The organism is Cognatishimia coralii (genome assembly GCF_037478305.1).
GTDB lineage: Bacteria > Pseudomonadota > Alphaproteobacteria > Rhodobacterales > Rhodobacteraceae > Cognatishimia > Cognatishimia coralii.
The window spans coordinates 82,300-95,901 of the sequence record NZ_JBBGAZ010000008.1; the positions used below are offsets into that span (position 1 = coordinate 82,300).

Annotated in this window: 13 protein-coding genes; 3 read left to right on the plus strand and 10 right to left on the minus strand. The window is 57.6% G+C overall.

Annotated features, from left to right (window positions below; translation table 11 throughout):
* Positions 1 to 168 precede the first annotated feature (168 nt).
* Positions 169 to 1,665, plus strand: coding sequence for a malonate--CoA ligase (locus WG622_RS14030; RefSeq protein ID WP_339404187.1), 1,497 nt, complete (start codon positions 169 to 171; stop codon positions 1,663 to 1,665).
* Here WG622_RS14030 and WG622_RS14035 read toward each other — a convergent pair.
* The 3 genes from WG622_RS14035 to WG622_RS14045 are packed head-to-tail and all read right to left on the minus strand — an operon-like array spanning position 1,646 to position 5,083.
* Positions 1,646 to 2,416, minus strand: coding sequence for an SDR family NAD(P)-dependent oxidoreductase (locus WG622_RS14035; protein ID WP_339404188.1), 771 nt, complete (start codon positions 2,414 to 2,416; stop codon positions 1,646 to 1,648). The two genes, WG622_RS14030 and WG622_RS14035, sit on opposite strands and share 20 nt — an antisense overlap.
* Entirely contained in the window at positions 2,413 to 3,615 is a 1,203-nt protein-coding gene (locus WG622_RS14040; protein WP_339404189.1) for a thiolase family protein, read from the minus strand. Before WG622_RS14040 ends, WG622_RS14035 begins: the two co-directional genes overlap by 4 nt.
* The gene (locus tag WG622_RS14045) at positions 3,602 to 5,083 is read right to left on the minus strand and encodes an AMP-binding protein (protein ID WP_339404190.1); all 1,482 of its coding nucleotides are present in this window, start codon (positions 5,081 to 5,083) and stop codon (positions 3,602 to 3,604) included. Before WG622_RS14045 ends, WG622_RS14040 begins: the two co-directional genes overlap by 14 nt.
* A 139-nt stretch (positions 5,084 to 5,222) precedes the next feature.
* Between WG622_RS14045 and WG622_RS14050 the strand changes: the two genes are divergently transcribed.
* Positions 5,223 to 5,624, plus strand: coding sequence for an acyl-CoA thioesterase (locus WG622_RS14050; protein ID WP_339404191.1), 402 nt, complete (start codon positions 5,223 to 5,225; stop codon positions 5,622 to 5,624).
* Positions 5,625 to 5,678: 54 nt separating this feature from the next.
* Here WG622_RS14050 and WG622_RS14055 read toward each other — a convergent pair whose 3' ends face one another.
* The 3 genes from WG622_RS14055 to WG622_RS14065 are packed head-to-tail and all read right to left on the minus strand — an operon-like array spanning position 5,679 to position 7,520.
* Positions 5,679 to 6,224: a biotin transporter BioY gene (locus WG622_RS14055; protein ID WP_339404192.1), complete on the minus strand. Its 546-nt coding sequence runs from the start codon at positions 6,222 to 6,224 to the stop codon at positions 5,679 to 5,681.
* A 26-nt stretch (positions 6,225 to 6,250) separates the two neighbouring features.
* Complete coding sequence (locus WG622_RS14060; protein ID WP_339404193.1) at positions 6,251 to 6,847, minus strand: energy-coupling factor transporter transmembrane component T family protein; 597 nt, start codon at positions 6,845 to 6,847, stop codon at positions 6,251 to 6,253.
* Positions 6,840 to 7,520 carry an energy-coupling factor ABC transporter ATP-binding protein gene (locus WG622_RS14065; RefSeq protein WP_339404194.1) on the minus strand — a complete coding sequence of 227 codons (681 nt, stop codon included), beginning with the start codon at positions 7,518 to 7,520 and terminating at the stop codon, positions 6,840 to 6,842. The genes WG622_RS14060 and WG622_RS14065 overlap by 8 nt, the downstream gene beginning before the upstream one ends.
* Positions 7,521 to 7,846: 326 nt before the next feature.
* Here WG622_RS14065 and WG622_RS14070 point away from each other — a divergent pair, with 326 nt between their 5' ends.
* A complete protein-coding gene (locus WG622_RS14070; protein ID WP_339404195.1) occupies positions 7,847 to 8,812 on the plus strand; it encodes a zinc-dependent alcohol dehydrogenase family protein in 966 nt (321 codons plus the stop codon).
* Here the strand turns inward: WG622_RS14070 and WG622_RS14075 are convergent.
* The 4 genes from WG622_RS14075 to WG622_RS14090 all read right to left on the minus strand — a co-directional run bounded on the left by WG622_RS14075 (position 8,809) and on the right by WG622_RS14090 (position 13,567).
* Entirely contained in the window at positions 8,809 to 9,906 is a 1,098-nt protein-coding gene (locus tag WG622_RS14075) for an alcohol dehydrogenase family protein (RefSeq protein ID WP_339404196.1), read from the minus strand. The two genes, WG622_RS14070 and WG622_RS14075, sit on opposite strands and share 4 nt — an antisense overlap.
* A gap of 65 nt (positions 9,907 to 9,971) precedes the next feature.
* Positions 9,972 to 10,523, minus strand: coding sequence for a carboxymuconolactone decarboxylase family protein (locus tag WG622_RS14080; protein WP_339404197.1), 552 nt, complete (start codon positions 10,521 to 10,523; stop codon positions 9,972 to 9,974).
* A 12-nt stretch (positions 10,524 to 10,535) separates the two neighbouring features.
* Entirely contained in the window at positions 10,536 to 10,967 is a 432-nt protein-coding gene (locus WG622_RS14085) for a universal stress protein (RefSeq protein ID WP_339404198.1), read from the minus strand.
* Entirely contained in the window at positions 10,964 to 13,567 is a 2,604-nt protein-coding gene (locus WG622_RS14090; protein WP_339404199.1) for a TRAP transporter permease, read from the minus strand. The genes WG622_RS14085 and WG622_RS14090 overlap by 4 nt, the downstream gene beginning before the upstream one ends.
* Positions 13,568 to 13,602 lie beyond the last annotated feature (35 nt).

Sequence of the window (13,602 nt, forward strand, 5' to 3'; positions counted from 1 at the left end):
AGGGCCTTTGCCGCATCTAGGTTAAGCATAATCTAGGGTCATAGGACAGTTGAATAAACATTTTGTATCGTGACAAGAATTTTAGGATATCCGCCTGTCCGCATTTGTTGGCATTGTAGTGGCCTGCGCCTATAAGGCGCTGAGCTTGCTGAAACCACAGGTAGTTTTATGGCCAACCCTCTTTATGACGCCCTGTTTGGCTGTCACGCAGAAAACTCTGACACCTTTCTTATTCTGCCTGACGGTCAAGAGATCTCTTATAGGGCGTTTGTTGCCCAAGCCGCCGGCTTTGCGCAGGCGATTACGGATCTTGGGGTGGCTGCCGGGGATCGTTTGGCTATTCAGGTTGAGAAATCTCCGCAGGCACTGGCCTTGATTGCGGGCTGTATTCAGGCGGGCGTCGTGTTTTTGCCGCTGAACACAGGCTATACAGTCGATGAGCTGCGTTATTTCATAGAAAACAGCGGCGCCAAACTGGTGGTCTGTGACGCTGCCAAATCCGATGCGATTTCCACCATCGGAGTTCCGGTTGAGACTTTGAACGCGGATGGCTCCGGCAGTCTTGCGCAGAAATCGGATGGCATCACGCAGTTTAAGACCGTTGCGCGCGACGGGAGCGATCTTGCGGCGTTTCTCTATACCTCGGGGACGACGGGTCGGTCTAAGGGGGCCATGTTGTCTCAGGACAATCTGTTGTCCAATGCTCAGACGCTCGTAAAGGAGTGGCGGTTTGATGAATCCGACGTGCTCTTGCACGCTTTGCCGATTTTTCACACCCATGGTTTGTTCGTGGCCACCAATGTGATGCTTTTGGTGGGCGGCAAGATGATCTTTATGCCAAAGTTCGATCTGGATCAGATGATCGAGCTGATGCCGCGTGCCACAAGCCTGATGGGGGTTCCGACCTTTTACACACGCCTGCTGAACGATGCGCGGTTTACCTCAGAGCTGACCTCTCATATGCGGCTTTTCGTGTCAGGCTCGGCACCTCTCTTGGCAGAAACCCATGTGCAATTCGAAGAGCGCACAGGCCACCGTATTCTGGAACGCTACGGGATGACGGAAACCAATATGAACACGTCAAACCCTTATGATGGCGACCGGCGCGCAGGCACCGTCGGCTTTCCTCTGTCAGACGTTGAGCTCAAGATCACGGACCCCGAAACCGGGGAAACCTTGCCCACCGGAGAGATCGGTGTCCTCGAAGTGCGAGGCCCCAATGTGTTTCAGGGCTATTGGCAGATGCCCGAGAAAACGGCGGCGGAATTGCGGGACGATGGGTTCTTTATCACGGGCGATCTGGGGAAAGTGGACGGCGATGGCTATGTCCATATTCTGGGGCGCAACAAAGATCTGATCATCTCTGGCGGGTTCAATATCTATCCCAAGGAAATCGAACAGATTTTGGATGACCAGCCGGGCGTTCTGGAAAGCGCGGTGATCGCGGTGCCTCATCCTGATTTTGGCGAGAGCCCCGTTGGTGTGCTTGTGCCATTGCCTGGGCAAGCCCCTGATCTAGAGGCAATTGCTGCGGCGGTTTCGCAGTCCTTGGCGAAGTTCAAGCATCCGAAGAAATTAGTGATCCTCGAGGCACTGCCGCGAAACACCATGGGTAAAGTGCAAAAGAACGTTCTGCGCGAAGACTTCAAAGACCTTTTTGCCTAGCAGCCTTGCGCGCAGCGCGGCGGATTTTGCGATCTGTCCACCAGGCAGGCAAGGTAGACAGCCACCACGTGCGCAAGGAAAAGCCTGAGGGAAACGACAGGCGCGCGTGGTTTTTCGCAAGAGCTTTGACGATCTTTTGCGCGGCTTTGTCGGCGGGCATCATAGAGGCACCAAACTGGGCGCGGGTGCGGTCGTCCACCATGGGCGTATCCACGAACCCCGGGCAGATCACGGTGACGCCGACACCCTTGCGCGCCAGCCGCCCGCGCATGGCTTCCCCGAAAAGGCGCACCCAGGCTTTGCTGGCCGCATAGGCCGCAGGGCCTCCGAGTGTGCGAAAGGCAGCCAGAGAGCTGATCAAGCCGATCTGTCCCTTGCCGCGTGCCACCATGCCGGGCTCGACGGCTTGGATGGTGCTGAGCACGCCTAGGACATTTGTCGCGGTTGTGCTGCGGGCAAGTTCTGGCGTTTCGCGGCCATAGGCGACGCCTGCGTTGGCGATGGCTAGGTCGAACTTGTGGGTTTGATCTGCCTTGGTCAGTTGGATTAGCGCGGCATCCTGATCCGTCAAATCCAGTTGCAAGGGTAGGGCGGTGGCGCCTTGAGCCGCGCAAGCCTCGGCGACGGCCGTCAAGCGTTCCAGATTGCGGCCGACCAGAACGAGGGTCACATCCGGCCCCGCCAATTCCTTGGATAATGCCGCGCCCAGACCGCTGCTGGCGCCGGTGATCAGGATCGATGCAAAGCTCATGTCAGCCTCTTATAGCGGAAGGCCGCCGTAAGGCCCATGCCGCCGCCGATGCCCATCATGGCGAGGCCCAGATCTGACTTTGCATTGGCCTCGGGCAGAGCACGGAATTGGTGGAACAGGCGTGTCACGAGCACGGCACCAGAGGCTCCAAAGGGGTGGCCTAATGCCAGAGCTCCGCCGTTTAGATTGACCCGCGTTTCGTCGATCTTCAGCGCGTCCAGCGACGCGAGCACCTGCGCTGCAAAGGCTTCGTTGAACTCAATGAACTGCGCGTTGTCTGGGGTAAGCTCCGGGTGTTTCCTGAGCAATTTCTGGGTTGAGGCCACCGGACCTATGCCGAGGATGTTTGGGTCCACGCCAGCAGAGGCACCACCTGCATATGTCAACGCTGCAGAGACATTCAGTGCACGGGCTTTGGCCAAGCTTGTGACAAGCACAACAGAAGCGCCATCATTCAACGGGCAGGCATTGCCCGCCGTAACGATGCCGTCGTCTTTGAACACAGGCCTCAGCTGTGTGAGTTTCTCAAGAGAGGTGTCTTGGCGCGGGCCGTCATCTTTGGACAGGTGCTGGGCGGTCTCGGTTTCAATCGGCACGATCTCGGTGTCAAAAGAACCTTTATCCTGGGCGAGACAGGCGCGCCGATGGCTTTGCAGGGCAAATCCATCGGCGCGCGCCCGCGCGATGCCAAAGCGCTGCGCGACGTTTTCAGCGGCGATGCCCATGTCAGGGTCGCCAATCTCGTCAGTGGAAAACCGTGCGCGCGCGTATGGTTCTGGTGGCTCACCGTCCTGCGTTGAACGCCGCATACGGATGGGCGCTCGGCTGGTGCTTTCAACGCCACCCGCCAAAATGACATCAACTGCGCCTGCAGCGATCAGGTTGCAAGCCATCATAATCGCCTCAAGACCAGAGCCGCATTGCCTGTCAACAGTAACGCCCGCCAAATCGACTCCAAGCCCAGCGCGAAGCGCCGATAGCCGTGCGATGTTGCCGCCGCCCCCCGTCGCATTGCCCAGGATGACGTCATCGACCTCGGACGCAGAGATGCCGCTGTCTGCCAAAACCGCTTGCAGAACTGGGGCCGCCAGATCCTCAAGCTCAACCGCGCGCAATGCACCGCCCGCGCGCGCAATCGGCGTGCGACGTGCGGCGATGATTACCGGCTGATGGGTTTCTGGCGGCTCAAAGCGGTGCAAGCCGGTCGTCCTTTTCTTCAATCCAAGTCTCTAGCTGACCAGTCGCGATCTTGCCGCTGGAGGTCAAGGGCCAGTCTGAAACACGATACATCTCGCGTGGGATTTTGTATTTTTGCAGGCCTGTTTGGCAATGCTCTAGTAGATCAGCATGTTCCAAGCAGGAAACGACAGAAACAATGGCCACCAACCTGGTGCCCAAGTAGCTGTCTGCAATGCCCAAGACCACGGCGTCCTGAATGGCTGGGTGACGTCGCAGATGCGCCGCGACTTCTTCCAGATAGATATTGTTGCCACCCGACGTCACCATCCCGCCCGCGCGGCTAGTCAGATGCAACGCGCCATCGATCAAGCGCCCGATATCGCCGACGGTGCTCCAGGCCCCTTCGCGCCGGAACCCGCGATCATCGTCGCGCCAGAGATAGTCTTCGATGACCAGATCGCTTTTCACCCAGACTTCTCCATTGCCAGCTTCATCCGGAGACCGAATGTCGATTTCAACCTCTGGAAAACATAGTCCCACGCTTTGTGCATCGCCGTTGTCCGAGCAATGCGTGATTGTGGTTACAAAGCCCAGTTCCGATGCGCCGTAATATTCGGTTATCTCGGCAGAAGGAGCAATCTCGCGCGTTTTAGCCAAGAGATCCGGGTTCAGTTTCGCGCCCGCTGTGGTGATCCGTGACAGTTGCGGCAATGGCGCGCCGTGCACGCTCAGCGCTTCGAGCATCGTTGGGACGCAGACCAAGCGTTTGACGTCCTCGCTTGCCACAATCGACGCAACGCCTTTGGCCGAAAATTTCCCCATGGCTTGAAAACTCGCACCCGCGTGAAGGGTTTCGGCCAAAGCATAGAGCGACAAGCCATGGACCAAGGGTCCCGGGGCCAAGGTGCTGAGGCCCGCATGAATAGCAAAATGCGTCTGTCCTCGCGCCAAAGACCTCTGCCAACTGGCGCGGTCTCGGGCGAAGGCCTTTGGGGTCGACGTCGTGCCTGAGGTGAAGGCAACCATGAAGGGGTCTGTGGGGCTTGGGGGCTCGCTTGGAATGGTTCCAGCTGTGATCAACGGGTCGAGGCTATCATGTGAGGTTACCGAGAAGACGGGCGCTTTGATGTTAAATGTAGCGTCGCCAGAAGCGGTGAACAAAGCATCCGGTGGCAAACGATCAAGTGTCGCTTGCACTATGGCCTCAGGCAGCAAAGGATCCAGCAACATGACACAGCAAGACCCCGCCAGAGCGGCTGCCAAGAGTTCCGGCAGGGCCGCGTGGTTGCCCAGGTGGATCGCGATCAGCGGCACGTCTTGGACTGCCGCATGGGATCTGTCCTGTCGCTCCAGTGCCGTCAGAAATCCGTCAAGCCTTTGGCTGCGCTCAAACAAATCGCGAAACGAAACACCGCGGCCATCCATTGACACGGCCAGCTTCTCCGGCTGCGTTTGTGCAAAATGAGCCAAGGCCGCGCGCAGGGGCATGAAGGGTCCTTTCCTGATCGTTGGGCCTCTTTATCCTGCTTTGGGGTGAGAGGAAATCTGATGTTGAGCGCCGTGGCCTTTCTTGATGCAAAGGGCGCAGCCGCATAAAGAGAGACGACGCGGCAGGTAGAGGACGAAGATGGACAGCAGCTATCGGATCAGGCTTCCGTTTCGGGACATCGACATGCATGGGCATATGCATAATGCGGCCTATGTCAGCCATTTCGAGGCCGCCTTAAGTCATGCGCTAAGGCAGGCGGGGCTTGACGCGGGCTTTGCGCCAAATGGGCAGTATGTCTTTTTGGTCCGCAAGATCGAGGTGACCTATGAAGCGCCGTGCTATTATGACGAAGAGATAGAGATCGCGACAAAGCTCGCGCGTCTTGGGCGATCTAGCTTGAGTTTTCAGTTGATGATGGTCGTTGGTGAACGGAACTGCGCCTCGGCTGACATCGTCTGGATTTGCGTCGACAAGGCTTCGGGTGCGTCACTGGAGATACCGGAAGCTTTGCGCACGGCCGTAGCGACCCACCTTCCATAAAGAAAGCGCGGCACCAATGATGCCGCGCTTTCTTTGTCAATTTATCTGGGCAGTTCAGAGGCCCGGATAAGCCCTGCGTACGCCGCGCGCGATCAGCGCAGCCAGCACGACTTTGATCGAGTCACCTGGTAGGAAGACCGTGCATTTCCCAGCAACGATAGCGATGCTCTGCTCGGCAGTATAGGCCCACCACGGAATACCAAAGAGGTAGACCACGCCGATGCCACCAATGGCGATGTAGATGATCGAGGTCACCAGAGGCACTTCGCCAGAGTGACGCGCAAAGAGCCAGCCGATCACAAAGGCTGCGGCGGCAAAACCGATGATAAAGCCGCCCGATGGGGTCAGGAACAGGCCGAACCCGCCGCGGCCGCCCGCCATCAAGGGCAGACCGATTGCGACCAGCAGAGCAAAGAGCGCCAGCGCCAGGCCGCCGCGTTTTGCCCCCGCCAGAGCGCCTGCGAGCATGCAGCCCATGGATTGCGCTGTGATCGGTACGCCGCCTGCGATGGGCAGGGTGATGGGCGGAAACAGACCGAGCGCGGCGGTTAGGGCCGCAAAAAGTGCGATCATCACGATGTCGCGGGTGGTAAGGGTCATAACTGTGTCCTTCGTTTTCTCAATCGTTAAGGTCGGTAGCCGCGCGCCTCGATGGCGTCGGCAATATCGTCAGACATGCGCAAGGTGCGCACGAAAAGGGGGATCGCGAGGGCGATCACGCTGTTTTCCAGCCCGCGCACGCGCTGGGCTTCGCGCACGTCTTTGGTGATTTGGGCAAGTACAGGGATAAACCGCAGGGCCAGTGACAGGGCGAGGCTGACTTTGGCCGGGTTCACGCCGAGCAGACGCAGGAAGGGCAGGCCGCGTTCAATCCCATCGATCATGTCAGAGGCGCGGGTCGTCAGGGTCAGTAGGCCCGCGAGCAAAAGCAACAGGCCAAAGCGGGCAACCACAAAGACGCCCAATTGCCATGTATTGAAGATCACTTGCGCGATGAAGATGGCGATCAGGATCCAAAGCGTGGGTCGGATCTGCGCCCATGCGTTTTTCAGTGTCAGCCCGCAGGTGGGATAGAGCAGCAGGGCAACCGCTAGGCCTGCGGCAATGATGCGGATATCATCGGTCAGGAAAGTCAGTGTGCCCAGCACCGCCAGCGCCAACACCTTTCCACCAGCAGGCGCGCGGTGCAAAAAGGACGTGCCGGGACGATAAAGATCAAACATCGCCCATCGCCTCGCGGTATTTCCCGATCGCCACCTCTGGCACGTCATCGGCCATCACGCGGTTGTTGGCGAAAACGATGACGCGATCGAAATCGGCTATCAGATCGAGGTCATGGGTCACGACGATGGCTGTCTGCTCCAATTCACGAATGGCGCGTGTCACGGTGAGCTTGTTGCGCAGATCCAAAAGCGTGGTTGGCTCGTCAAATACGATATAGCTCGGTTCCATCACCAGAACGCCCGAGATCGCCAGAAGCTGTTTCTGACCGCCACTCAGGAATTGCGCCGCATGGCTGCGATGATCCCAGAGGTCATAGCGTTTCAGCGCCTCTTCGGTTTTGGCCGCGATGGTCGCCTTGTCAAAGCCAAGGTTCTTCATGCCAAAGGCGATGTCTTCTTCGACCAAAGGAAAGACGATCTGATTGTCGGGGTTCTGAAACACAAAGCCGACCTTTTGACGGACGTCCTTGGCTTGGGACTTGGTGTCCAGCCCATCCACGGTGACCGTGCCGTGATCCGGCAGCAGCAACCCGTTTAAAAGTCGTGCAAAGGTGCTTTTGCCGCTGCCATTGCTGCCAATCACGCCAATGCGGCGTTCCGTGAGGCGCAAAGAGACCTCAGAGAGCACAACCTTGTCGTTGTAGGAGACAGAGACGTCAGTTAATTCGATCAAAACGCGACTTACACAGACTGGCGGGGATCCCGCGGGTTAGGCAGGGCGGATAAAGAGTGCGGGCCGGTGAGTCAATGCTTGAGAGGCGTTGGTTTCCACGCAGTCTTGCAACGTTTTCACTAACAGGTCGCTATCCAGGTGTTTTAATTTAATTATTTTATTTCAGATATTTAAATTGCATTTGCAACGTTGTGTTTTCAACGATCGTTTTCGCGACGTCGGCGCTCGCGACGTGGCGTAGATTGCCCTGCGAGCCCGACTTTTGACTTGTGCGCTTAGTCCACATAAGGCTTAACAACGCGCAGTTTTTGGATTGAGACGGGCTTATGGACACCTCAAAGCAAACCCACCTCGCTTTGCGCTACACCGAGTTTGGGCGTCCTCAGGATGTTCTGTCCCTTGAGCGCGTTGCGACGGAAGGTCGGGATCCGAACAAGCTGCGCGTAAAGATGCTGGCCGCGCCGATAAACCCGTCGGACCTGATCCCGATCACGGGGGCATATAAGCATCTGATCACGCCGCCAATGACAGCGGGCTATGAAGGTGTCGGCGAGGTGGTAGAGGCACCCGAAGCCTATCAGCACTTACTCGGTCGCTTGGCGCTCCCTCTGCGTGGGGATGGGACGTGGCAGGAAATTGTGGATTGTGATCCAAGCATTGCGGTGCCGGTGCCTGAGGACGTGCCTCTGGACGTGGCCGCCCGGGGGTACATTAATCCTCTGACGGCGCAGTATCTTTTGCGGGAATGGCCCGTGCGGGGCAAGCGTGTCATCCTAACGGGCGCGGGGTCTTTTATCGCCTCACTTCTTGCGCAATGGGCGCGAGAGGATGGGGCGAGTGAGGTGATTGGGATCTATCGCTCGCCCGAGCGGCGCGCGGCGCTTGAGGCGATGGGCGTCGTGCCGGTGCACGAAAGCGATACGCAGCTGATCCAATCCATCGCGGCCTCAACGCGGCTGGTGTTTGATGCGGTCGGCGGTGCGCTGGGCATAGCGATCCTAAACGCTATGCCAGACGGAGAGTTCGTGGGCTATGGCCTCTTGTCTGGCCAAAGCGTCTTTCCAAATGCGCAAACGCGCGCGCATTTGCGGCGCTTTCACCTGCGGGATCGGTTGAAAGATCTATCGCCTCAGGCGTGGCAAGCGGGGTTTCAGACTCTATGGCCGCGATTGAGAGATACGGATCTACCGGGTGTCGAAGGGTTTGCGGCCGTGCACTGGCAGGCGGCCCTTCAGGCCTTTGAGCGGCCCGGGCGTCTCTACAAACCACTCTTGCGTTTCGTTGAACCTTAATCCTGCGGCGGGATTAGAACGAAGTTTCCGAGGTGTTTCTTTTCAAGGAATTCGGCCTGCGCCTGAGCGATGTCTTTGAGGGGGAAGGTCTTGGCCAGCAAGGGCCGGATTTCGCCACGTTCGATATAGCCAACTAGGTTTGGAAATACAGGTTCGTCCCAGGCGGTGCTGCCAATCAGGGTGATATCTTTCAGATACATATCGCGCATATCGAGCGCCACAATGGGGCCGGCGATAGCGCCGCTCGATACCAGTCGCCCGCCGCGTTTGAGCACCTTTAGCATCTGTGGGAATTGATCACCCGCCACGTTGTCCACCACCACATCGACGCTTTCATCGCCCAGCACTTCGACCAAATCGACACCACGAGACACCACCTGATCAGCGCCAAGCGCTTTAAGGTCGTCGACTTTCGAAGGGCTGGTGATTGCGATCACCGTCGCGCCGCGTCTCTTAGCCAGTTGAACTGTCGCAGAACCTACGCCGCCCGAGGCACCGGCCACAAGAACGGTTTCACCAGATGACACCCGCGCGCGGTGCAGCATGTTTTCCGACGTGCCATAGGCGCAGGGGATGGTGGCGAGCTCGGCGTCGCTCCAGGTGCAGTCGACGGCGAAAACCTCAGAGGCGGGGACTTTGACATATTGGGCGAAGGCTCCGTCGAAATCCGAGGCCATCCATATATTGTCCATCGTATCATAGCCATTAGGCCGCATGCAGGCGCGCACGATGACGCGCTGGCCAAAGAGCGAAGAGGGCGTGCCTTCGCCCGAGGCCACCACCTCGCCGCAGCAATCCGTGCCTTGGATGAAGGGAAAGGGCGTGGCTTTGTTCCAGCCGCCATCGGCCTTTTGCTCGCCCTTTTCTGCCTGCACCTCAGCGGTTGATTCCGTGTCTCCTGTGACTGTCGAAGAATACCACCCGAGCCGCGTGTTGATCTCGGTGTTGTTCACACCTGCTGCCAGTACGCGTAGCAAGACCTCGCCAGCATTGGGCTTTGGCGTGGGTTCTTCGCGATAGACCAGCTTGTCGTAGCCACCATTCCCTGTGGTCACGACCGCCATCATTGTCGGTGGAATAGATGCCTGTGTCATGCGCTGCCCCTGATTTGCCGCTTAATCAGCACTCTAAGGGGAAATGAGTTCGCGACAAGCGCCTGTTACGCTGTCAAAGGGCTACGCGTCAGTTCCTGCGCGATATCGCCGTCCAAAGGGGTATCAAAACTGTTCAGGATGAAGCCAAGCGTCGAATAAAACCCGACGGTTGCCATGAGGTCGAAAACGCCTTTTTTACCAATCATTCCAGTGAGTTGTTCTTGTGCTTCTGCGCTGAGCCCATGCTTGTCAAACAACATATCCACGGTTTGGGCCAACACTCTGTCCTCAACGTGTTCGATCTTGTCGATCGCGCCATTTAACTGCGAGATCCGGGTGTCAGACAGACCAGCCTTGCGAGCTCTGATGATATGTTGTTGCCATTCATAGTTGGACCCTAACCGCGCGCCACTGCGCAGGATCACAACTTCGCTGCGCAAGGGGCCAAGGGTCGTTTGGTTGACCACATGTTCGCGCAGCGTGGCCCAAGCTTTCAGCAAAGCTGGGTGGTGGGCCATGGTGCGATAAACGTTCAGACTGCCAGCAAAACCTGGCAGCATATTGGCGATTTCCTCGGGCCAGTCGGCGTCGGAAATCGGCGCGAAATTATGGGTCATTTAACGGGTCTATCAGCGAACAACATGAACGGAACAGGTCGAGTGCCGCACAACGCGCGCGGCATTGGGACCAAGCAGATAGTCGGCAAAATCTGGTTTATGCGCGCCAATCACGATCAGCCCGCAGCCGGTTTCCTTCGCAACGCGCAGGATTTCCTCATAGGCGGTGCCTGTTGCCACAACATGGCGCACAGCCGCGTCTGCGTCCGCCCCAAGGCTCGCGGTGATCTGTTCTTTCAGCGCGGCCTTGGCCGAGGCCACCGCATCGTCATGGTGGCTTTGATCAAAGAACCCCGCCACAAGACTTTTGCCGAAATCAGGGATCACGGTGACCACATCCAGCTGCGCGCCATCCAGATCCGCGAGCCGTTTGGCCTCTTTCAGGACCGCATCGTCTTTGCCAGTGTTAGAGATATCGACGGCACATAGGACTGGGCGGCTCATGCTGGAACTCCTTCTTTGGAAGCGCGGGCGCGTTGCAGGAAGTAGATGAAGGCCAAGAGGATCAGACCCGGGATGAACAGAAGCTCTTTGGGCATTTGATCGGCTGGGGCTTTGATTTCCTTTACGGTCACCAGATCATCGGCATAGAAGTCATAGCCTTGCAACGTGGTTGCGAAAGGCGTGCCAAAGAGCGGCTCTTCCATGATCAGCTTGCCCTCTTCTTCAAAAGTAAGAAGGCCAAAGGCGTCCATGCGGCCCGCAGAGGGGGTGTCGTCAATCGCCAGCACGAGGGTCGTGTCTTTGATCTCTCCGGTGTCAAAGTCAGGGCCGTTGACGACAATCCTAAGCTCGGTGCCGGGGGCTGCGTTCTCGACAGTCTGTGCAAGCGCGGTCGGGGCGACATCCGTGAAGGGCGGTTGGATCCGATCGAGGAAGAAGTCCGGGCGGAACAACGAGAAGGCGATGAGGATCAGCGCGACGCTCTCATAGATCCGGCTTTTGGTGACGAAGTAGCCCATGGTGCCCGCGGTGAAGACAAGGATTGCGATACTGGCGGTCACAAAGACGAGTATCCCCTGCGCAAGCGTTACATCGATCAACAGAAGGTCGGTGTTGAAGATGAACACAAACGGCAGGGCTACGGTGCGCAGGCTGTAGAAGAAGGCCACGAAGCCGGTCTTGATCGCATCACCGCCCGACACAGCGGCCGCAGCGAAACTTGCTAGACCCACCGGTGGCGTCACATCCGCCATAATGCCGAAGTAGAACACAAAGAGGTGCACCGCGATCAGCGGAACGATCAGCCCCGACTGCGCGCCTAATTCGACGACAACCCCAGCCATCAATGATGACACGACAATATAGTTGGCCGTCGTGGGGAGTCCCATACCGAGGACGAGGGACAATAGACCAACCATGACAAGCATGAGGATGAGGTTGCCGCCGGAGAGGAACTCGACAAGATCAGCCATGACCTGACCTACCCCTGTCAGGGTCACGGTGCCAACGATAACACCTGCGGTCGCAGTAGCGAGACCGATACCGATCATATTGCGAGCTCCGTCGACCAAGCCTTGAAGCAGGTCAACAATTCCGTCTTTGAACCGCTCTACGGTTTCACTTTCGCCGCGGAAAATGGCTTTCAGCGGGCGTTGTGTGAGCAAGATCACGAACAGCAGAGCGGTCGCCCAGAAGGCCGAGAGGCCCGGGGATTTCTGTTCGATCATCAGGAAGTAGACCAGCACTACGATAGGCAGCAGGAAATAGAGACCCGACTTATAGATCTCGCCCACCACTGGCAGTTCGACTTCCTTAGCATGGGGGTCGTCTGGCTCTAGATCCGGGACCCCAGCCGCGAAGTACAGCAGGGCGACATAGGTGAGGAAAACCAATGCCGAGAGGATCAGGCCAGACGCAGGGAGGATCGATGTTATCGCTTTGACGGGGTATTGGACGCCATAGCAGAGCAGGGCGAAGCCAACGAAAAACGCCGCCATGCCGCCGATGGTTTTGCCCATGGATACCACTCGGTTGCCAAGGACTGGCATGTTGCGTTTCACCGCTTCGAGGTGAACGATATAGACCAGCGCGATGTAGGAAATGGTCGCGGGCAGGAAGGCGTGGGTGATGACTTCGACATAAGAAATGCCGACGTATTCCACCATTAGGAAGGCCGCCGCGCCCATAACGGGGGGCATGATTTGACCGTTGACGGACGAGGCCACTTCAACCGCGCCACCTTGTTCCGAGCTAAAGCCCACGCGTTTCATCAGTGGGATCGTGAATGTGCCGGTGGTCACAACGTTTGCGATAGAAGACCCAGAGATAAGGCCGGTGGCTGCAGAGCCGACAACGGCAGCTTTCGCAGGGCCACCTTTGAGGTGGCCAAGGGCTCCGAAGGCCATTTTGATGAAGTAGTTTCCGGCCCCGGCCTTATCCAAAAGCGCGCCGAACAGAACGAAGAGGAAAACGAATTTCGTCGAAACACCAAGCGCGATGCCAAAGACACCTTCGGACGTAATCCACATATGGCTCATCGCCTTTTTCAGCGACGCGCCACCCCAGCGGATGACGTCTGGCACCACAGTGGAAGAGCCAAAGAACACATACATCAAAAAGATCGTCGCAATGATCGCCATTGCTGGGCCAAGCGCACGACGGGCGGCCTCAAACAGCAGGATCAGGCCCGCAAGCGCGAACCATTTGTCGGTGTTGTCTGCAAGGCCACCAGAATTCACGATCTTGTCGTAAAAGAAATAGCCATAGAGCGCGATGAAGGCGCCAGCGATGGCCATGACCCAGTCTTGGATCGGGATATAATCTCGCGGGCTGGATTTCAGCGCAGGATAGGCCATGAAGGCCAGGAAAATCGCAAAGGCCAGGTGGATCTGGCGGGAATTGTTAATGATCGAGCCGGGCAAAATATAGTTTGCCAGAGGCGAGGCCAAAACGACCTGAAACACAGACCAGACGATCGCGACGATCGCCAAGAATGTGCCAACATGACCAACCGGATTACGGGCACCTGCGTCAGATGACGACACAAGCTCTTGTAGTTCTTCCTCGCTCAGCGCACGGCCTTCGGTCTTTTGATCGGTCATAATCGTCCCCCCAGACGGCCCCAATTATGTTGGGG